The following is a 19118-nucleotide window of genomic DNA, read 5'->3' on the forward strand; positions in this document are numbered from 1 at the left end:
TGGTTCGGCTGGGCCAACGCCGTCATCTCCGAACTCGTCCCCATCGCCGCCCTACTCACCATCCGCCGACGCCGCCGCACCGGCGCTCCCATCGGCTACCCCATGGTCCTACTCATCGCCGCCGCCGGCCTCTCCCTCGCCGCCCAACTCGCCGTCGCCAAACCCGGCCCGTCCGGGTGGCTCCTGTCCGCTGTTCCCGCGCTGGCGTTCATGGCCCTGGTCAAACTCGTCCTCGCCCCCGCACCCACCGCGCAACCCATGACGGCCCCCTCTGAGCCGGGGCAGCCGATCCGCGTCCAGGTGGCCAAGCAGGTCACCACCGAGCCGACACCACCGGCCGCCATCACCCCGACACCCGAGCCAACCCCGGCCGTCACCACACCGGCCTCGGAGCCGGTCGACGTTCCCGCTCACCTGCTGCCCACTGCCCGCTTCGCGGCCGTGCAGCACGAACAAGCCACCGGCCAACCCATCACCCCCGCCGAACTGGCCGACCGACTCGACATCAGCCCGGCCGTTGCCGGGAAGCTCCTGGCCACCATCGGCGGTGTCCGATGACCATCGTCTTGGTCGACATCGAGCAGGTCACCCACACCTGCCCCGCCTACCCCAACGCCCACCCGTTCGACATCCACCGAACCCTGGTCGACGTCATCCCCGGTGGTCCCTGCCGGGCACCGGTCACCATCCGCTGCGGCCAGGTGACCACCACCATTGCGTGCCGTCGGCACGAACCGGTCAAGCGCCAGTGCGGCGCCTGCCGGGTCATCGTCACCGAACGCACCATCACCACCCGCCACCTCACCGAGGTTCGCGGCTGATGGCCTCGACGCTGGACCTCACACCCCGGACCATCACGGCCCGGGGTGTGGGCTCGAACGCCGACACCATCACGCCCGTCTACGACTACACCGCCGAAGGTTCCGCCTTCCACCGTGCCACCCAGCCGGATTACTTCGGGTGGCTGGAACACGTTCGCGCCGCTGCCGGCTGCACCCGCCCCATCCGCCTCGCCGGGCAACTTCTCACCGTCGAGCAGGGCACCGGCCGGGTGTTGGAGCAGCGGCACACCGACGCCATGCCCGACGCCGCGATCTACACCGCCTGCGGCAATCGCCGCGCGACCGTCTGCCCCGCCTGCGCCCACACCTACCAACGCGACGCCTACCAACTCCTACGCGCCGGCCTCATCGGCGGCAAAGGCGTCCCCGAATCGGTCGCGCAGCACCCGGCGGTGTTCGCCACCTTCACGGCACCCTCGTTCGGCACGGTGCACACCCGGGCGGTCAAGCGGCACACCTGCGGCAACCGCAAACGCTGCGACTGCCGGGCTGATCCGTGCCACGCCCGCCGCGCCACCGACCCCGCCGCCGGGCTCTGCCCTCACGGTCGACCGGCCGTCTGCTGGGCGCGACACGAGCCGGGTGATGCGGTGCTCGGGCAGCCGCTGTGCCTGGACTGCTACGACCACACCCACCAAGTCGTGTGGAACCTGTTCTCCGGCGAGCTGTGGCACCGCACCAAGCAAGCCGCGGAACGATGGCTCGCCAAACTCGCCCGCCGCCGGGGCATCCCCCGCGTCCACGTCGCCACCGCCTCCGGCAACATCCGCAAGGTCCCGCCGGTTCGGCTGTCGCACGGGAAGGTGGCCGAGTTTCAGGCACGCGGGGCGGTGCACTTCCACGCCCTGGTGCGCCTCGACGGCGTCCACCCTGAGGACTCAACCGTCGTCATCCCGCCACCGGCCGCGTTCACCGTTGCGGACCTCGACGACGCGATCCGGGCGGCCGTCGAACAGGTCGCCTTCACCACCCCGACCCATCCCGACCAGCCGGGCGGCTGGTCGATCGCGTGGGGTGACCCGGGCAAGGGCCTCGACATCCGACCCATCAGCTTGACCGGGGACGGTGAGGTCACTGACAGCATGGTCGCCGGCTACCTTGCCAAGTACGCCACCAAAAGCACCGAGGTAACCGGGCACCGCTCCGTCAGGCTCGACGCCGACTCCATCGGCGACTACGCCGACCCCGACGGCGACCACACCGCCCGCCTCATCGACGCCTGCTGGCACACCGGCCGACCCACCGCACTGCCCGTCCCGCTCTCGGAACGGCCCCGGGACCACCGGCCCCCACCCGGCTACGTGAAGCGCTGGGAGTGCCCCGACTGCGGCACCCACACCCACTACGCCGCCTGCCCCGTCTGCGTCGCCCACCGTCAAGCCAGCCTTGACACCCAACCGGCGGAACCAGCCAGCGACAACCCTTACGCCCGGCTGCGGCGCTGGGCGCACATGCTCGGCTTCGGCGGCCACTTCCTCACCAAAGCCCGCCGCTACTCCGTCACCTTCCAACTCCTGCGCGACACCCGCGTCACCTACCGACGCCACGAGCACGAGCACCAGGCCGACGAGCAACCCGGCACCCTCCGCGCCGTCAACCACCTCGACGACGACACCACGCTCATCGTCGGCACCCTCACCTTCGCAGGCGTCGGCTGGCACACCACCGGAGACGCACTCCTCGCCAACACCGCCGCCGCCCTCGCCCGCGAACGACGAACCACCGGCCGCGAAGAACTCGCCCACGAACTCGCCACCACCCCAGCTGGCGCTACGCCGGCCGCTGCCTGACGACCGCAAAGGATGACCGTGACTGCGCGAGAGCTTGTCGAAGAACTCTGGTCCGTTGAAGACGTTGCCGCCTTCCTGCGGGTGCCGGTGGAAACCGTCTACCGCTGGCGGAAGGTGAAGTACGGGCCGCCAGCCGCCCGCATCGGCCGGCACCTGCGCTACGACCCGGCAGAAGTCCGCGCCTGGGTCAGAAGCCGGGTGGCCTGATCATGGGCCACATCGAGGATCGCTGGTACCGCACCATCACCGGCGCGAACGGCCGAAACAGGCGCGAGAAGACCGATCGGCACGGCACCGGCAAGCGTTACCGGGTGCGCTACATCGGCCCGGACGGGCGGGAGCGGAGCCAGTCGTTTCCTGATCGCGGCAAGCGGGACGCGGAAGCCTTCCTCGTCTCGGTCGAGTCTGACAAGCTGCGCGGCGCGTATGTCGACCCGGCGGCCGGCCGGATCACCTTTGGTGAGTACGCCGGGAACTGGCTCCGTACTCGCAGCTTCGACGAGTCGACCAGAGAGACAACCGAGATCCGGGTACGCCGGCACCTGCTGCCGTACTTCGGCAACCGCCAGCTCGCCGCCATCAAGCCGGGCCACATCCGCGAATGGGACGCCGGACTCGTCGGCAAGCTGGCCCCGTCGACCCGGTCGGTGATCTTCGCCCACCTGCGCACCATCCTCGGCGCGGCCGTCGACGACGAGCGCATACCAAAGAATCCGTGCGTCGCTCGGTCGGTCAGCCAACCACGTCCGGTTGAGCGCCGCGTGGTGCCGTGGAAGCTCGATGACATCGCCCTCATCCGGGCCGGTCTGCCTGAGCGCTACCGTGCCGTCGTCGACCTCGGGGCCGGTTGTGGGATGAGACAGGGGGAGGTCTTCGGCCTGGCCGTCGACGACATCGACCTCGATGCCGGCTGGCTGCATGTCCAACGTCAGGTCAAGCTGGTCCGTCACCGGCTCGTGTTCGGTCTGCCCAAGAACAACCGGGACCGGCGGATACCGCTACCCGGATCAGTCGCTGATGCTCTCCGGCAGCACATGAAAGATCACCCGCCGCTGACCATCACCCTCCCGTGGGAGGACCCCACCAGCGCGGAGCAGGTCACCGCCAGCCTGATCCTGACCACCACCCGGCGCAAGCCGATCAACCGTTGCTGGTTCGACGCCAAAGCGTGGCGACCGGCCGTCACGGCGGCCGGCATCGTGCCGTCCAGGTCGACCGGCATGCACGCGCTCCGGCATTTCTACGCCTCGGCCCTGCTAGATGCGGGGGAGAGCATCAAGGCTCTCGCCTCCTACCTCGGCCACTCCGACCCCGGATTCACCCTCCGGGTGTACACGCACCTGATGCCGGCCAGCGAGGAACGCACCCGCAACGCCATCGATCGACTCTTTCAGCCCAATCCTGCTGACGGCCCCGACACGGCCTGAGGCGGGAGAGCGGTCGCATTCGCCCAGCTCAGAGCATGCGTACCTACCAGAATCCGGCGTACAGGTCGACTCGTCCGTCGCCCACCAGGCCAGAGCCGTGATCAAGGCTCTGACCTGGTCGTATGTTCTGACGTTGGTTGGCGTTGATGGTCAACATTGTTTGACGCCCTGGAGACGCCCTGATCTTGGGGCAGCACGTCAGCTTGGGAACTCGCTGGGGCGCCGGTCCGGGCCGAAGTCAACGGACCGCGCTCCTGGTCACGGTGCCCGTGGTTGACCGCCGTTCCCCGTGGCTTCCCGGCGCGACGGGCACGTAGGGGGCACGTAGGGGCACCCACCAACGTAACCGGCGCCACCAGCCAAGCTCAGTCAGCCGCACCAGCGCAAGCGGCTACGGGTCTGCGAGGATCGGCAGATGCCCCTCCTCGGCTATCTCAACCGCTTCCGCCCACCGGTTGATGCATCCGTGCTTGTCGACGCGACGCCGTGGCTTACTGACCCCTTGTTCTGGCCGGCGTTCCTGCTCTCCGTGGGCGGCTCCTACACGGCTGCGGTGGCCTTCGACCTCGATCCGGCAGATGTCGAGGTCTACGCGGAGGAGATGCACCAGCACGGCATCTGGCCCGTCATCTCTCTGAACCTCGCCCAAGGCCACCGCATGCACATCCTCTTCCGCAACTACGAGGACGATTCGGGATGGGACTACCTGCTTCAGCAAGCGGGATCCGACGACGTGATCACCGCCGCGTCGCTGGAGGGCGGTTTCCACGGGCCGGCACTCTCCTGGCCCGAGCTGGTCAGGACAGCGAGTCAACCGGACCCGAAGCACAGTCAGGCGGAACGTCTCCTCCTGCTCCTTCCTGCTGTGGGCGATGCCGCCATCCCGCGCGGAGCCAACCAGATGGTAGCGGCGGCCATCACCGCTGTAGGCGCTCAACGGCGACAGAACGAGGTTGCCGGGGAGCTGCTGGCCGGAAGCAATCGATTCTGGGGCGACAGCGATTGGACAGAGCAGAAGGGGCTGCCCGTCTGCCTTGGCCACCACAGCCCTCGTCACCTGGAAGCGCCGGCTGACCGCCTTGCCCTGCTGGCCGAGGCATTCGGCGGCTAGACCCGCAGCGGCTCGGTGGCAAGCCAGTCCGCGGTGTGGACTGGCGCGGCAGCCGGAAGCCCAGAGGTCGACGGCGGCCAGCCACGCCGGCTTCCGGACCGCCGTGCTCCGCCTCCTGGTCGTGGTTTACGAGCCGGTCGAACTCAGTACCAGTACGGGAGCGGCGTCCGCCGGGTGTCGGTGGCCTCCGCTCCGGCCGCGAAGCGAGCCAGGGCGGCTTGCCACCGGGCGGCCTACCACTCCCGCCCGCCGCGCGGAGCGCGGCGGCTTGATCCCAAAAAGAGGAATTCGGCAGAAGAAGCGTTGCTGTCGGTAGCTACTCCGTCGACAGGCATTGAAGGGGCCGGGTAACTTGCTTTCCGTAACCGCCAAGTATCTGACGCCTCCACTTAGAACCCGCCTGCCCAGGCGGGGCAAGTCCTGGAAGAGTCGCGTTGCTTGAAGTCGGTCCGTGGATCGCTGGGTGGAGCTGCGCCGCGGTCGCCACGGCGTCGCTCACGGTCGTTGACACGTACCCGGAAACAGGTTCGGCTGGTTGTCGGATCGGGGCCCTCGCTGGTCGTCTGGTTGGTGGAGGCGCTTCACCCGCCTCGCCCCGTAGACCGCTGTTGGAGGAACGATGAAGTACGTGCTGATGTTCGTCGACACGCCACAGTTCGCCGCCGACCTGGCCGCCATGGATGAGCCCGAGCGGAACCGGGCCTACGCCCGCGTACAGCAGTGGTTCGCCGACCACCACGACAAGATCACCCACCACGCCCACCTGATGCCGCCGGACACCGCCACCACAGTGCGGCTGGACCGGGGCGAGCCGCTTGTCTCCGATGGTCCGTTCGTGGAAGGCAAGGAGATCGTCAGCGGCTACGCCGAGATCGAGGTGGAAAACCTTGACGAGGCGCTGCGGATCGCCAGGTCCTGGCCAGCCTGCCCGATGGTGGAGATTCGCCCCATCGCCGGATGAGCCACCCGACGTACGCTGAGCTGGCCCGCGTGGTCCGCGATCACGCGGGCCAGCTCGCCGCGTCCCTGGTGCACCTGGTCGGTGATTTCAGCGCCGCCGAGGACCTCGTCCAAGACGCCGTCGAGGCCGCGCTGACCCATTGGCCGGTCGAGGGTGTTCCTGACCGGCCAGCTGCCTGGATGTACACGGTGGCCCGTCGGCGTGGTCTGGATCAGATCCGCCGCGAGCAGCGCCATCGCCGGAAGCTGGCGCTGGTGGCGTGGCCGGTCGAGCCGCCACCAGACGACCGACTTCGGCTGATCTTCACCTGCTGCCATCCGGCTCTGCCCCGGGCCGCCCAGGTCGCCCTCACGTTGCGGGTGGTCTGCGGTCTGACCACCGCGCAGATCGCCCGGGCGTTCCTCGTCCCGGAGAGCACCGTCGGGCAGCGCATCACCCGCGCCAAACGAAAGATCAGCGACGCGGCCATCCCGTACCAAATCCCGTCGGCGGACGATCTCGGCGCCCGACTCACCGAGGTCCTTGCGGTGATCTATCTGCTCTTCAACGAGGGGTACCTGTCCACGGGCGGCGACCAGGCCCAATCCCGCGACCTGGCCGACGACGCCGAGTTCCTCGCCGCTCTGCTGCATCAGCTCATGCCCACCGAACCCGAGGTCGCGGGCCTGCTCGCGCTCATCCGGCTGCACCGAGCCCGAACCAGCGCCCGCTTCGACCGGGGCGAGGAGATCGTTCAGCTCCAGCACCAGGACCGATCTCTCTGGAACCGCCGCACCATCGCCGCCGCCGGCCGGCTGATCGCCCAGGCGGCAGCGCAGAGAAGACCAGGCCCGTACCAACTTCAAGCCGCCATCGTCGCCTGCCATGCCGAGGCCGCCAGGTGGGAGGAAACCGACTGGACCCAGATCGCCGTGCTCTACGACCTGTTGCTGCGCCTGGCACCATCACCGGTCACCCGGCTCCACCGGGCAATCGCGCTGCGCTACGTCAGCGGACCGTCGGTCGCGCTCACCGAAGTCGACGCTCTGGCCGGTGAACTGAACGACTACCACCTGTTCCACGCCACCCGAGCCGAACTGCTCCGCGACCTCGGCGACGTCACCCGGGCCCGGACCGCCGACGAACGCGCCCTCGCCCTAGCCACCAACCCGGCCGAACGCTCCCTGCTGCGCCACCGCCTCAACTGGGCCTGAACTGGTATGCCGTCGCGCGCCGGCTCACATCGCTTGTGGCGGCGGCGGCTTGACCTCGTGCTGGACGATGAACTGGTGAAGGTACGGCGACCGTACTTCGACCGTCTCGTCCTCCTGGTTTTCGGGATACTGCTGCTCACCGGAGCTACCGGTATCGCGTACGCGATGATGGACATCGCCTGGGTCGGCCTGATCCTGAGCGCGGCGGCTGTGGCGCTCGGCCTGGCGACAGGTGGCCGGCTGGTGCGGGACGCGGTGTTGCCGTTCCGCGTCGATGTCGACCCGCACGGCTTGTCGGTGCGGATTCCGAAGCTCAAGCGCCACCTGCGGTGGGACGAGGTTGCCGCGGTCGTGCTCGCCGACGCTTCCGCAACTGGCGATGCTTCCGCGACCGCCGTCCGACGCATGCTGCGGGGTCCACGTTTGCTTCTGGTGCCTGCGGCCGGGGTGAGCCTGGGCGTCCCGCTGCCCGAGAAGAGCCCGGTGGACGGCCAGGCGGGCATCGAACTGTTCGAGCTCGCTGCGGTGGCCTACAAACAGGACCAGTTCGCGCGGGACCTGGCGCTGCTGGCGGGTGAGCGTTTCCAACATCTGTGCCGGCCACCGATCCAGCCGATCAGCGGGATTCCCCTGCGGCGCTTTCCGGACCAGCCCGACCGTGCCCGGCTCAAGCGGTGGCTGGACCGGCGCAGGGCCCTGCTGTTCGTCGGCTGGTACCTGCTCGTCGTCCTCCCGTCGCTGTCGCTCACCGTCGTGGCGACACAGCACAACGAGCTGCTCGGCGTCATCGTGCTGGTCGTGTCCCTGGTGGTGGTCGGCATCGTCACCACGGCTGTTCGGCACGTCACCGAGAGTTGCCGGGACCTGCTCGACGACGAAGCGATCATCGACGGCACTGACCTCGTCACCGGTGCTGATCCGGAGTCACCCCGGACCAGCCTGCTGTCCGGGATCGTCACGGTGCTGCAACCGGGTCGGCTGAAGGGCTTCGGCGATGCGTGGGTGCTGGCCCGCTCGGCAGACGAGGAACCTCCCGTTCCTCTGCTGCTCCTCGGTGATCCACGCACCGGGCTGCTCCGTGATCGGGACGACCTGCGTGCACTGGAGGTGGTCCTGCGTGGCTCTGCCGACGAACGGGACCGCGCCGCAGGTCGGCAACTCGACGAACTGGCGAACCGGGCACCGTCATCCGTCGCCTCGCCCACCATGCCCTCAGCGGGAGCCCTGCCAGCCCGCGTACACGCGACAGCCCTGTGGCAGGCGTCAAAGGGGGTGGGACGTGCTGTCGTGCTGCTCGGCGTCGTGGTCACCGTCGTGATTGCGGGCGGCTGGGTTGTCGAGGAAACGACCGTCGTGGGGCCTGCCCTGATCGTCACCGCCGTCGGCATGTCCTGCGTCTGGATCATATACGCGGTGTACCGCGTACTGGTGCTGCTCAGGGCGCTGCTGACGATTGTCGCGCGCGCGTTCCGCTGAGGCGGATACCCGGCGCAAGGCTGACCGTGCCGCCGCGGCTCGGTCAGCAGCGGGGGCGGTCGAGTGGCGCGGCGGCACCCGCGAGCGCTTCGACTGTCGCCGTCGGTGCGGCCGACTCCGTCGGCGTCGGTGAGGGCGCGGTGGTGGGACTCGGCGGGGCCGAGGGCGAGCTGCTGGGCGTGGGGGAGGCGCCGGCGAGGGTGACCGCGCTGCGTTGTACCTGCTTGGTGACCATGCGGATGCCGGTGGCGGTTGCCTGGCGTCCGTACACGTCGGTGACCCTGATGCTGTAGGGCCCGGGGCCGATCCCGCCCTCGATGGTCCAGTGGTTGTCGCTCTGCCGGGCGGCCTTGCGGAAGCCGCCGCCCGGTCCCTTCGCCTCGACCGAGCGGAGAGGGTTGCCGTGGTTGCCGACCTGAACCGCGAACCAGTATTGAGAGGCGCCCCCCTTCATCCGGAAGGTGAGCCCTCCGTCGAGCGGCGGGTTCACCACCGCCCGGTACGACACGGGCGCGATGCCCTGCGACCGGTCGGCGATCTTGGTGAACGCCTCGGTGGAGAGGTCGATCTTGCTAGGTCCGCAGCCGCCGCATTGGTCCATCACCATGACCCGGACCTTGCCCTTCGGGCCGGTCACCTCCAGGTAACTGCCGCAGGCCGCCGAGCCGGAGTACTGGGACGCGCCGAGGGCCACGTAGAGCCGGTCCGCGGGCGGGCCCGGAAAGGAGCAGTTGCCGCCCGAGCGGCCCGCGTCGTAGAAGCTGGCCTTTCCCTTGTGGACGGCGTTGCCCGTCGGCGGTGCGGCGCAGGCCGGGGTGGCGCCGCCGCGGACGGCGAGGGTGATGCCGAGGACGGCGGCCAGGACGGTGACCCCGCCGCCGGCCAACCAGTGTCTGGCTCGCCGACTCAACCGGGGCGTGCCGTTGTTGCCGGCCGGGGTGTCGTGGTCGGGGGCCGTGCCTGGTGCCGTCACGGCGCCTGATGTTGCCGCACCGCGCCGTGGCAGCGCAAAGCCGTCCCACCGATCGTCACTCGGCGGATCGGCGGTGGCGCAGTCCGTTGACGGCGGTGGCGACGACGAGGTCGGCGTACTCGGCGAGTGGCCAGGCGAGGAACCGACGGCCGGTCCGGCAGAGGCACCAGCCGTGTTGCGGCCTCCTTCTAAGGTTCCGGCCATGAACCGTCAACGGCCGAGCCGAGCCGCCCTGCGGGTGTTCTCGGCGGTCTGTCTCGTCTTTGCGATCACGGTCACGACCCTTGCCACCTGGTCAGCCTTGGACGAGCGGCGTGGATCGGAGGCAGAGGCCGAGGTGCTGGATGTTGAGCATCAAGGGGCCCGAACCTTGGTGACGGTTCAGTTCAGTACGAGCCGTGGCGAGGTCTGTGAAGCAAGCTTCCGCGTGGCAGTCAGTGCTAACCGGTCCGTGACCATCGGTGAACGCATCCGTGTCCACCATGCCAAGAATGACCCCTGCGCCAGGGTGCGCGAGGCGGGCGATCGATCCGGGTGGTTCATCCTCCTCATCGCGGTGGTAATTCTGATTGCCTTCGGCATCATGGCCTACGTCGCCTGGCGCCGGCCACGACCTCCGCTTCCACTCCGCTACGCGGGGATGCCCTGAGAAGTCGAATCAGGTCACAACCGAGGAAAGGGGCACGAGGTGAAGCCCTCCATCTCCGACGTGCAGGAGTACCTCTCACTGGAGCCGTTGGCCACGCGGATCCAGACACATCAGCGCTACAGCGAGTTCCCGGACGACGTTGAGAAGACGGTCCAGCAGGCGGTGTCGCTGTCCAGAGACGCGGATCTGCTCGATGTCGGTTGCGGCACGGGGGCCTTTCTCCGCAATCTCGCGGAACGGGGCCATCGCGGCCGGCTCGTCGGGCTGGACACCTCACCCGCGGCCGTACACGCGCTCTATGACGTCGCAGGCGTGTCGGCGCAACTCGGCAACGCGATGGACCTGCCGTACGACGCGGCGGCTTTCGATGTCGTCACGGCGCGCCACATGCTCTACCACGTTCCGGATGTGAGGCGGGCGTTGGCCGAGTGCCGGCGGGTGCTCAGGTCGGAGGGAGTCTTCGCAGCCGTGGTCAACCGCCCCGGCACGACACCTCATGTGTCCGCGCTCGTTGCCGAGCTGGTTTCGTCGGTGGGGATCGACATCCCGATCGTGCCCAACTCGCGGGTCCACAGCGACAATCTGCCCGAGATGATCGAGTCGACCTTCGGCGCGGTCGCGGTGCACCGATACGACAACGCTCTCGTCTTTGACCGTCCGGAGCCGGTCATCGCGTTCGCGGCGGCCCAACTGTCGTTCTATGGCGCCGAGCCCGACTCGGCCCTCCGCCCGGAGTTGACGCGAGCCATCGACGCGAAGGTGCGCGCCTGGTTCGCCTCCGAGGCGGGGCCATGGCGTGACCCCAAGGGCTACGTGATCTGCACGGCACGCCAGGGCTGGCAGGGCTAGTCACTCGGCGGATCGGCGGGGGCGCAGTCCGTTGAGGGCGGTGCTGACGACGAGGTCGGCGTATTCGGCGGTGAGCGGCCCGCTGCGGTGCAGCCAGCGGTTGAGTACCGGCCCCCAGATCATGTCCACCGCCACGCCGAGGTCGACGTCCTCGGCGATCTGCCCCGCCCGCTGGGCGCTGCGCAGGCGTTGCCGCTTGGCCTCCTTCAACGGTCCGTCCAACCGTTCGGCGTACGCCGCGGCCAGCTCGGGGTCGAGCGCGATCTCGGTGGCCAGCGCGCGCATCGGTTGCTCGTACCGGGGATCGTTCATCTCCTCGATCGTCGCGCGCAGCACCAGGGTCAGGTCCGCCGCCAGGTCGCCGGTGTCCGGCAGCGTCGGCGGACCACCCTCGGTGGCCTCGCTGAGCATGAGAAAGGCGTCGAAGATGACAGCGCCCTTCGACGGCCACCAGCGGTAGATGGTCTGTTTGCCGACGCCGGCCCGCGCGGCGATGCCCTCAATGCTGAGCTTCGCATACCCCGTTTCCTGAAGCAGGTCGAAGGCCGCGGTGAGGATGGCGCGTCGGGAGGTCTCTCTCCGGCGGGCCGTGTTGGGCGTCATGGGCAGAACGATACCAGCGTCCGAGACGGACCGTCTCGTCTTGACGATGGTGGGCGGCGCGGTCTAATCTCCTTTCCAAGACGAGACGGACCGTCTCGTCTCGCTTAACTGAAGTGGAGATCCACATGCGTACCTGGTTCATCACCGGCGCCAGCCGCGGGCTTGGCCGCGCCTTCGCCGACGCCGCACTCGACCGGGGCGATCGGGTGGTCGCCGCCGCCCGGACCATCACCACGGACGACTTCGACGAGAAGTACGCCGACCGGCTGCTGGCCCTGACCCTCGACGTGACCGACCGGGCGGCGGTCATCGCCGCCGTGAACACCGCCGTCGAGCACTTCGGCCGGCTCGACATCGTGGTCAACAACGCCGGCACCCTGTCCATGGGCATGATCGAAGAGTTCACCGAGGCCGAGGCGCGCGCCCAGTTCGAGGTCAACCTCTTCGGCGCGCTCTGGGTCAGCCAGGCCGTGCTGCCGCACCTGCGCGCCCAACGCTCCGGCCACATCGTGCAGGTATCCAGCATCGCCGCGCTCGGCGGCTTCCCGAGCACCGGCCTGTACAGCGCGAGCAAGTTCGCCCTGGAGGGCATGAGTGAGGCGCTGGCGATGGAGGCGGCGACCTTCGACATCAAGGTCAGCATGGTGCAGCCGGGCGGATACTGGACCGACCTCTACACCAGCGTGCGCGCCACCACCCCGATGGACGCCTACGCGCCACTGCGCGCCGAGCTGGAGCGCCAGTGGGCGGAAGGCTCGATCGACAGCGAACCCCGGCTGGCCGCCGATGCCCTGCTGCAACTGGTCGACAGCGACGACCCGCCGCTGCGGCTCCTGCTCGGGAGCATGGTGTACGACCTGGCGTTCGACATCGCCCGGCGACGGATGGACACCTGGGCGGGCTGGGAGCAGGTCAGCCGCGCCGCCGAGCGCGCCGTCGCCGAGCCCGGACATGCGCATTGAGGGGCATCGCCACCCCAACTCGCGCAATGGTCTCGCCACAATTCCGACCCCATGACCATGCCTGAATGCGGTCAGCCTGGGAAAGACCTGACCCGCACCGAGGCCGGCCGGGTCAACTGCGACCCGCGACGGATCCACGCTCAACTGCTCGTGTGGCCATCACCTTCATTCCATGATTCCCCTCGCGAGGCGCGAATTCAGACGGAGAGGAAGCACCCATGGCTGTCAAGACCATGACGCGACCCGGCACCACGGAAATCCGGCCGTTCAAGGTGGAAATCCCCGAGGCGGACCTCAAGGCGATGCGTGCGCGCGTCGCCGCCACCCGCTGGCCCGAAAAGGAAACCGTGCCGGATCAGTCGCAGGGCGTGCAGCTTGCGACGATGCAGGCCCTCGCGCGTTACTGGGAGAAGGAGTACGACTGGCGCAAGGTCGAGGCGAGGCTGAACGCCCTGCCGCAGTTCATGACCGAGATCGACGGCCTCGACATCCACTTCCTCCACATCCGTTCGAAGCACGAGGACGCCCTGCCGCTCATCGTCACGCACGGGTGGCCGGGTTCGGTGATCGAGCAGATGAAGATCATCGACCCGCTCACCAATCCCACCGCGCATGGCGCGAGCGCCTCGGACGCCTTCCATCTGGTGATCCCGTCGATGCCCGGTTACGGCTTCTCGGGTAAGCCGAGCGAGCCCGGCTGGGGCCCGCAACACATCGCCACCGCCTGGATCGAGTTGATGAGTCGCCTTGGCTACACGCGGTTCGTGGCGCAGGGCGGCGACTGGGGTGCGCTCATCACGGACCTGATGGGTCTGCAGGCGCCTCCGGAACTGATCGGCATTCACACCAACATGCCGGGTGTCTATCCGCCCGACATCGACGCGATGCTCCAGTCCGGTATCACCGGGGCGAACAACCCTCTCGGATCGCTCCCGTCCGATCTCTCGGACGATGAGAGGCGGGCCTGTGAGCAGGCGGACTTCTTCTGGAAGCATTCTAGCTACGCCCTTGAGATGGGACGCGCGCAGACGCTGACCGGATTGGCGGACTCGCCCGTCGCGTTGGCGACGTACATGCTCGACCATGACGCCGCCAGCCTGAAGCTCATTTCCGAATCCGTCGCCGGGCAGCCCCGAGGCATCACGCCGGAGGACCTCCTCGACAACATCTCGCTTTACTGGCTGACGAACACCGGAGTTTCCTCGGCTCGTCTGTATGCGGAGAACCAGCTCTCCTTCTTCGCGGCCAAGGGCGTATCGATCCCGGTCGCCGTGAGCGTGTTCCCTGACGAGCTCTACCAGGCTCCCAAGAGTTGGGCAGAGCAGGCGTATCCCAATCTCATCCACTACAACCGGCTGGACAAGGGCGGGCACTTCGCCGCCTGGGAACAGCCGCAACTCTTCTCGGAAGAGATGCGCGCCGCCTTCCGGTCGCTGCGCTAGATGGGCGTGCACCTGCCCCCGCTGAACGGGGCGGCCGAGTGGCTCAACTCCGAGCCACTCGGCCCCGCCGACCTGGGTGGGCGCGTCGTCCTGATCAACTTCTGGACGCTGACCTGCATCAACTGGCTGCGCCAGGAGCCGTACGTGCGTGCCTGGTCGCAGGCATACCGGGACGACGGGCTGGTCGTCATCGGGGTGCACACCCCGGAGTTCGGATTCGAGCACGACGTCGACTGGGTGCGGCGGGCGGTCGCGGCCCGGTCGATCGACTACCCGGTGGCGGTCGACAACGACTACGCCATCTGGCGTGCCTTCGACAACCACTACTGGCCGGCGCTCTACTTCGTCGACACCGGCGGCGTCATCCGCGACGAGCACTTCGGCGAGGGACGCTACGAACAGTCCGAGCGGGTGCTCCAGCAACTGCTCGGCATCGAGCGGGAACCCGTACCCGTCAGAGGGCTCGGCCCGGAGGCGGAGGCCGACTGGACCAACCTGCGCACGCCCGAGACGTACCTCGGTTTCAGTCGCGGCGAACACTTCGCGTCGCCGAACGGCCCGGCGCTCGACGAACGCCGCGCCTATCAGGTGCCGGAGAGCCTCGGCCTCAACCAGTGGGCGCTGGCGGGGGAGTGGACGATCGGGTCGGAGAACGTCGTGCTGGACGGGGCCGGCGGCGGCATCGCCTTCCGGTTCCACGCCCGCGACGCGCATCTCGTGCTGGCCCCCGGGGCGGGAGCGTCGATCCCGTTCCGCGTGCTGCTCGACGGTGACGTCCCGGGCCCGTCACACGGCGTCGACGTCGACGAGGACGGCAACGGCGTACTCCAGGACGGTCGGCTCTACCAGCTCGTCCGCCAGGACGGCGCGGTCCGGGAGCGGACCTTGGAGATCACGTTCGGCGAGCCCGGCGCCGAGGCGTACGCCTTCACCTTCGGCTGACGCGCAGATCGACAGTGTTCACAGTGCCGGAGACCGGTGAGAAGCTGCGCACCTGAGCGCCGGGACGCAGACGGCTGTCGGTCGCGTACCGGTCGGCGAGCGCCTTCTCCGCGGCCTCGTCGCCGTCGTCGGCTTCGAGCAACAGGGCGGCGATCTTGTCGGCGAGCGTGAGGTCGGCGTTGGCGAGGTCGTCGGTCATCGCGCCGAAGCTGTCCCACAGCAGCAGCTCGTCCTTCTGCCGATGGGCCAGTTCGTGCAGGACGTAGTTGTAGATGAACCAGGCGCCGTGGACCGGCACGTCGGGGGCCACGCCGTAGACGTCGGGATCGATCGTCCCGGCCCGGTACGCCGACCACACCCGCGCTGCCGAGTCGAAGAGCCCTGCCGTCGGGTCGATATCGTAGCCGTCGAACTGCCGGTCGCCGGCCGGGTCGAGCTCCGGGTCGGCCCAGACCCAGCGTTCGCCGTTCCAGTACTCCATCAGCACGTGATCGTGATGCCAGCCGGGGGTGAAGTAGGAGGCGAAGCCGACCCGGCTGCGGCTGGGAATGCCGTGCTGACGGAGAATCGCGATCGACAGCAGTGTGTGGTCCCGACAACAGCCGGCCACCCGGTCCACGGCCGGACGCTCAGCGGTGAGTGGCAGGGGAAAACGGGACTGGTCGGTGTCGAGGATGCGGTCCACCCAGCGGCGGTTCACCTCGTCGAGCCGGTCGACGGGCAGGTCAACTCCGCCGGCCCGGTAGTGGACGATCACGTTGCGGGCGGTCGCCGCCACGCTGGGGACGTCGGACGCCACGGCGTCCAGGAGCCCGCCGTGTCGACCGGGATCGCTGTAGGCGGAGTGTGCCCGGTAGTCATCGAGATCCATGTGAGCAGTCTCCGGTCCGCCACCGTGTCAGGGTCAAGGCGCTTTTCCGGATAGTATCGACTGCTGTGACAACGCCCGAGATCACCATCGCCACCCCGGCGGACCGCGATGCGGTGGTTCATACGCTGGTCGCCGCGTTCATCAAGGATCCGATCCTGCGGTGCCTCTTTCCCGACGAGGAAACCTATCCGCGGTACGCCGCAGTCTACTTCGGGCACCTTTTCGACAACCGGGTGCACCAGTCGTCGATCTGGACGCTCGGTGGGGGCGCGTCGGTCGCCATCTGGGAGCCACCGGCCGGGTCGTCGACCGGGTCACCGAAGGGCGTGCTCGCCGCCCACTACCCCGCCGACGTGATGGCCCGCGTCCAGGGCTACGACGACGCCGTGCACGCCGCACTGCCGACGTTCCCGTTCTGGTACCTCGGCGTCCTGGGCACCCACCCCGACAGCGCCGGACGCGGTTGGGGCCGTGCCGTCATGCGGGCCGGGCTGGACCGCGCCGCCGCCGACGGCCTGCCGGCGATCCTGGAGACCAGCAACCCGGGCAACGTCGAGCTGTACCGCCGGGCCGGCTGGGAGGTGGTGGGCTTCCTGCCGGAGCCCTTGCCCACCTGGATCATGCAGCAGCCGCCCCGCTGAGACGTCACGGTTGGCGGTGACTCGCGGCCCCGTTCTGCCGGCTGGCCGACGTGCATCCACGCCCACTGCAGATCTTGGACACTTTCCGTTCCGCGTGAACGGAAACTGTCCAAGATCTACGCGTGACCGCCGCGACGTGAGGTCATCAAGCGGCGAAGATGCGCGCGTAGATCTCGTCGATGACGTCGTTCTTCGCGAGGCTGTAGTCGCGAGGCCGGTGCGCGGTGTCCCGTGCGAGGTGGCGCTTGGTCGCGGCGTACCGCTCCCGGTCGTGCGGATGCGAGCGCAGCCAGTCGCGGAAAAGCCGGTGTCGGACCGGTTCTGGCGCACCCTGCGGCCAGACGTGCAGGTTCACGTCCTCGGCGGGGCTGAGAAGCATCCGGTGCCCGTGCCACCAGGGCTCCCGAAGGACGAGCCGGTACCCGAGCCGTTCCAGGGCGGGAAGATAGGCGGCCTCCTCGGCGGTGTCCTCGATGACGAGGTCGACATCGATGACAGGCTTGGCTGCCAGCCCCGGCACCGCCGTCGACCCCACGTGTTCCACCCCGATGATCAGCCCACCCAGGGCCTCGGTGAGCGACCACCGGACGGCGATGAACTGCTGCGCCCAGGACGGGTCGTACTCCTCGACGACGACGGACTCCCACGTCCGTGGCGGCTCGCCCACCAGGCCGGCGTCGACCTGTTCGGGGGTGCCGTGGAAACGCTGTACGACGTCCTGCGGATACTCGGCCACGTCAACCTCCTCGGGAAGCAAAGTCCGCCAGGCTACGACACGACGACCGGTGCGGCCGTACCCGACCGATGCGGGCATCGGATGTCGGGTGGGCTGCCGGCCCCGCGACCTAGCGTCGGTACTCGAAAGGGAAGGAGGCCCGGGTGCTGGATCGGCTCAACGAGGCCATGACGTACATCGAGCGTCACCTCGACCAGAAGATCGAGGTGGCCGAACTGGCGCGGATCGCGCTGACGTCGGAGTACCACTTCCGGCGGCTGTTCTCCGCACTGGCCGGGATGCCGCTGTCGGAGTACATCCGTCGGCGTCGGCTCACCGTCGCCGGTGCGGACGTGCTGGCGGGGGAGCGGACGTTGCTCGACGTCGCGGTGCGCTACGGCTACGGCTCGACGGAGGCGTTCGCCCGGGCGTTCCACGCCGTGCACGGCGTGGGGCCCGGAGAAGCTCGGCGTACGGGGGCAGCGCTGCGCGCCCAGCCCCGGATGTCCTTCCGACTCACCGTCGAAGGGAGCGGCAGCATGGAGTACCGAATCGTCGACAAGGACGCGTTCGCGCTGGTGGGGCGCAAGGCCCGGGTCCCGCTGGTGCACGAGGGGATGAACCCGGCGATCGTCGCGTTCATCCGGAGCATCGACAAGGAGACGACCGAGCGGATCGAGGCGCTCTCCGATCAGGAGCCGAAGGGGATCGTCAACGTCAGCGACAACCTCGCCGACAGCCGGCAGGAGGGCACCGAGCTGGACTACTGGCACGGCGTGGTGACCAGCGCCGTGCCGCCGGAGGACCTGGACGCGCTGCCGGTGCAGGCCGGTTCGTGGGCGGTGTTCACCACGTCGGGTGCGTTTCCGCAGGCGGTGCAGTACCTGTGGCGTGACGTGTTCACCCAGTGGTTTCCGTCCAACCCGTACCGCAGCCGACCTGGACCGGAGATCTCCCGGGTCCGGGTGTCCGCGGACGGCAGCCAGGCGGACGCCGAGCTGTGGATCCCGGTGGAGCGGGTCCCGTCCTGAGCTGCGGCGCCGGGCCGACGTGCGCACCGTCGGCCCGGCGCCTGCCGGGTCCGCCGTTCACCGCCACCGGCCCGGCGGGTGGTCGGGCAGGCGCAGGTCTGCGAGTACGCCGAAGTGGTCGCTGGCCCAGACTCCGTCGACCGGCTCGTCGAAGACCCGCTGGCAGTCCGCCACCGCCAGGTTCGGCCCGTGGGGGCCGCAGCGAACCATGACGTAGTCGATCCGACGTCCCGTCTCCAGTGGCATCGTGCCCGCCCGCACCAACGGATTGCGCGGGGTGAAGGTGTGCCCGGGATCATCAGGGTGCACCGCTGACCAGGCGTCCTGGTAGGCGACGCTGCACCCGTGCAGCGACTGGTGGCCGCGCCAGAACCGCACGCTTGCGGCGTCGACGTCGTCGTCGAAGTCGCCGACGAGGACGACGGGCAGGTCCCGTCCGGCCAGCAGCGTCTCGATGAAGGTCGCGGACCGGACGGCCTGCAACTCCCGCTCGTGGGCGTACCCGAACTGATAGGTGGGTTTGTGGTGGGCGACCAGCACGGTGCCGATGGGCGGTGGCACCTCGATCTCCACCACGACCACCGCCGACCAGGGCATGTCGACCCGGTCGGTGACCTGACGTCCCCCCACCCTATGTAGA

Annotated in this window: 21 protein-coding genes; 16 read left to right on the forward strand and 5 right to left on the reverse strand. The window is 68.9% G+C overall.

Translation table 11 applies throughout. From position 1 onward, the window contains the following. The 9 genes from AC5L30_RS31525 to AC5L30_RS31565 all read left to right on the forward strand — a co-directional run. Positions 1–558, forward strand: a 558-nt coding sequence (locus tag AC5L30_RS31525; RefSeq protein WP_494871798.1) for a hypothetical protein, incomplete at its 5' end; no start/stop codon positions are given. Then, positions 555–821 (forward strand): hypothetical protein, encoded by a 267-nt coding sequence (locus AC5L30_RS31530; protein ID WP_494871799.1) that lies wholly within the window; start codon positions 555–557, stop codon positions 819–821. The genes AC5L30_RS31525 and AC5L30_RS31530, both read left to right, overlap by 4 nt. Continuing rightward, positions 821–2632 carry a replication initiator gene (locus tag AC5L30_RS31535; RefSeq protein ID WP_494871800.1) on the forward strand — a complete coding sequence of 604 codons (1812 nt, stop codon included), beginning with the start codon at positions 821–823 and terminating at the stop codon, positions 2630–2632. Before AC5L30_RS31530 ends, AC5L30_RS31535 begins: the two co-directional genes overlap by 1 nt. 12 nt (positions 2633–2644) lie before the next feature. Further along, positions 2645–2839, forward strand: coding sequence for a helix-turn-helix transcriptional regulator (locus AC5L30_RS31540; RefSeq protein WP_357194561.1), 195 nt, complete (start codon positions 2645–2647; stop codon positions 2837–2839). Positions 2840–2841: 2 nt separating this feature from the next. After that, positions 2842–4059, forward strand: coding sequence for a tyrosine-type recombinase/integrase (locus AC5L30_RS31545; protein ID WP_494871801.1), 1218 nt, complete (start codon positions 2842–2844; stop codon positions 4057–4059). 415 nt (positions 4060–4474) lie between these two features. Further along, the gene (locus AC5L30_RS31550; RefSeq protein WP_494871802.1) at positions 4475–5170 is read left to right on the forward strand and encodes a hypothetical protein; all 696 of its coding nucleotides are present in this window, start codon (positions 4475–4477) and stop codon (positions 5168–5170) included. A gap of 619 nt (positions 5171–5789) precedes the next feature. Then, a complete protein-coding gene (locus AC5L30_RS31555) occupies positions 5790–6131 on the forward strand; it encodes a YciI family protein (protein WP_494871804.1) in 342 nt (113 codons plus the stop codon). After that, positions 6128–7324: an RNA polymerase sigma factor gene (locus AC5L30_RS31560; protein WP_494871805.1), complete on the forward strand. Its 1197-nt coding sequence runs from the start codon at positions 6128–6130 to the stop codon at positions 7322–7324. The genes AC5L30_RS31555 and AC5L30_RS31560 overlap by 4 nt, the downstream gene beginning before the upstream one ends. Positions 7325–7330: 6 nt before the next feature. Further along, the gene (locus tag AC5L30_RS31565; protein ID WP_494871806.1) at positions 7331–8800 is read left to right on the forward strand and encodes a hypothetical protein; all 1470 of its coding nucleotides are present in this window, start codon (positions 7331–7333) and stop codon (positions 8798–8800) included. Positions 8801–8843: 43 nt separating this feature from the next. On the opposite strand, the gene AC5L30_RS31570 is transcribed toward AC5L30_RS31565, so the two are convergent. Further along, positions 8844–9773 (reverse strand): expansin EXLX1 family cellulose-binding protein, encoded by a 930-nt coding sequence (locus tag AC5L30_RS31570; RefSeq protein ID WP_494871808.1) that lies wholly within the window; start codon positions 9771–9773, stop codon positions 8844–8846. Between the two features lie 202 nt (positions 9774–9975). On the opposite strand from AC5L30_RS31570, the gene AC5L30_RS31575 reads away from it, so the two are divergent. Both AC5L30_RS31575 and AC5L30_RS31580 read left to right on the forward strand, forming a co-directional pair. Then, entirely contained in the window at positions 9976–10422 is a 447-nt protein-coding gene (locus tag AC5L30_RS31575; RefSeq protein WP_494871810.1) for a hypothetical protein, read from the forward strand. A gap of 39 nt (positions 10423–10461) precedes the next feature. Further along, positions 10462–11271 (forward strand): class I SAM-dependent methyltransferase, encoded by an 810-nt coding sequence (locus tag AC5L30_RS31580; RefSeq protein WP_494871811.1) that lies wholly within the window; start codon positions 10462–10464, stop codon positions 11269–11271. On the opposite strand, the gene AC5L30_RS31585 is transcribed toward AC5L30_RS31580, so the two are convergent. Beyond that, entirely contained in the window at positions 11272–11874 is a 603-nt protein-coding gene (locus AC5L30_RS31585) for a TetR/AcrR family transcriptional regulator (RefSeq protein WP_494871812.1), read from the reverse strand. A 125-nt stretch (positions 11875–11999) separates the two neighbouring features. Between AC5L30_RS31585 and AC5L30_RS31590 the strand changes: the two genes are divergently transcribed. From AC5L30_RS31590 to AC5L30_RS31600, 3 genes are all read left to right on the forward strand, one after another. Continuing rightward, entirely contained in the window at positions 12000–12836 is an 837-nt protein-coding gene (locus AC5L30_RS31590; protein ID WP_494871813.1) for an SDR family oxidoreductase, read from the forward strand. 218 nt (positions 12837–13054) lie between these two features. Further along, complete coding sequence (locus tag AC5L30_RS31595) at positions 13055–14278, forward strand: epoxide hydrolase family protein (RefSeq protein WP_494871814.1); 1224 nt, start codon at positions 13055–13057, stop codon at positions 14276–14278. Beyond that, positions 14279–15220, forward strand: coding sequence for a redoxin domain-containing protein (locus AC5L30_RS31600; RefSeq protein ID WP_494871815.1), 942 nt, complete (start codon positions 14279–14281; stop codon positions 15218–15220). On the opposite strand, the gene AC5L30_RS31605 is transcribed toward AC5L30_RS31600, so the two are convergent. Continuing rightward, positions 15207–16091 (reverse strand): transglutaminase domain-containing protein, encoded by an 885-nt coding sequence (locus AC5L30_RS31605; protein ID WP_494871816.1) that lies wholly within the window; start codon positions 16089–16091, stop codon positions 15207–15209. The two genes, AC5L30_RS31600 and AC5L30_RS31605, sit on opposite strands and share 14 nt — an antisense overlap. A 65-nt stretch (positions 16092–16156) precedes the next feature. Here AC5L30_RS31605 and AC5L30_RS31610 point away from each other — a divergent pair, with 65 nt between their 5' ends. Then, on the forward strand, positions 16157–16732 hold the full coding sequence (locus tag AC5L30_RS31610) for a GNAT family N-acetyltransferase (RefSeq protein WP_494871817.1): 576 nt from the start codon (positions 16157–16159) through the stop codon (positions 16730–16732). 145 nt (positions 16733–16877) lie between these two features. Here AC5L30_RS31610 and AC5L30_RS31615 read toward each other — a convergent pair whose 3' ends face one another. Further along, entirely contained in the window at positions 16878–17468 is a 591-nt protein-coding gene (locus AC5L30_RS31615; RefSeq protein ID WP_494871819.1) for a GrpB family protein, read from the reverse strand. Between the two features lie 143 nt (positions 17469–17611). On the opposite strand from AC5L30_RS31615, the gene AC5L30_RS31620 reads away from it, so the two are divergent. Next, complete coding sequence (locus AC5L30_RS31620) at positions 17612–18478, forward strand: GyrI-like domain-containing protein (protein WP_494871821.1); 867 nt, start codon at positions 17612–17614, stop codon at positions 18476–18478. 57 nt (positions 18479–18535) lie between these two features. Here the strand turns inward: AC5L30_RS31620 and AC5L30_RS31625 are convergent, their stop codons facing one another. Next, the gene (locus AC5L30_RS31625) at positions 18536–19108 is read right to left on the reverse strand and encodes an endonuclease/exonuclease/phosphatase family protein (protein ID WP_494871822.1); all 573 of its coding nucleotides are present in this window, start codon (positions 19106–19108) and stop codon (positions 18536–18538) included. Positions 19109–19118: the final 10 nt, after the last annotated feature.

The sequence above is a fragment of the Micromonospora sp. BQ32 genome (assembly GCF_059358895.1).

Excerpts from the sequence above, each read along its gene's own strand:
- AC5L30_RS31530 (WP_494871799.1), top strand. The coding sequence starts at position 555 with ATGACCATCGTCTTGGTCGACATCGAGCAGGTCACCCACACCTGCCCC.
- AC5L30_RS31535 (WP_494871800.1), top strand. The coding sequence starts at position 821 with ATGGCCTCGACGCTGGACCTCACACCCCGGACCATCACGGCCCGGGGT.
- AC5L30_RS31540 (WP_357194561.1), top strand. The coding sequence starts at position 2,645 with ATGACCGTGACTGCGCGAGAGCTTGTCGAAGAACTCTGGTCCGTTGAA.
- AC5L30_RS31545 (WP_494871801.1), top strand. The coding sequence starts at position 2,842 with ATGGGCCACATCGAGGATCGCTGGTACCGCACCATCACCGGCGCGAAC.
- AC5L30_RS31550 (WP_494871802.1), top strand. The coding sequence starts at position 4,475 with ATGCCCCTCCTCGGCTATCTCAACCGCTTCCGCCCACCGGTTGATGCA.
- AC5L30_RS31555 (WP_494871804.1), top strand. The coding sequence starts at position 5,790 with ATGAAGTACGTGCTGATGTTCGTCGACACGCCACAGTTCGCCGCCGAC.
- AC5L30_RS31560 (WP_494871805.1), top strand. The coding sequence starts at position 6,128 with ATGAGCCACCCGACGTACGCTGAGCTGGCCCGCGTGGTCCGCGATCAC.
- AC5L30_RS31565 (WP_494871806.1), top strand. The coding sequence starts at position 7,331 with ATGCCGTCGCGCGCCGGCTCACATCGCTTGTGGCGGCGGCGGCTTGAC.
- AC5L30_RS31575 (WP_494871810.1), top strand. The coding sequence starts at position 9,976 with ATGAACCGTCAACGGCCGAGCCGAGCCGCCCTGCGGGTGTTCTCGGCG.
- AC5L30_RS31585 (WP_494871812.1), bottom strand. The coding sequence starts at position 11,874 with ATGACGCCCAACACGGCCCGCCGGAGAGAGACCTCCCGACGCGCCATC.
- AC5L30_RS31590 (WP_494871813.1), top strand. The coding sequence starts at position 12,000 with ATGCGTACCTGGTTCATCACCGGCGCCAGCCGCGGGCTTGGCCGCGCC.
- AC5L30_RS31595 (WP_494871814.1), top strand. The coding sequence starts at position 13,055 with ATGGCTGTCAAGACCATGACGCGACCCGGCACCACGGAAATCCGGCCG.
- AC5L30_RS31600 (WP_494871815.1), top strand. The coding sequence starts at position 14,279 with ATGGGCGTGCACCTGCCCCCGCTGAACGGGGCGGCCGAGTGGCTCAAC.
- AC5L30_RS31605 (WP_494871816.1), bottom strand. The coding sequence starts at position 16,091 with ATGGATCTCGATGACTACCGGGCACACTCCGCCTACAGCGATCCCGGT.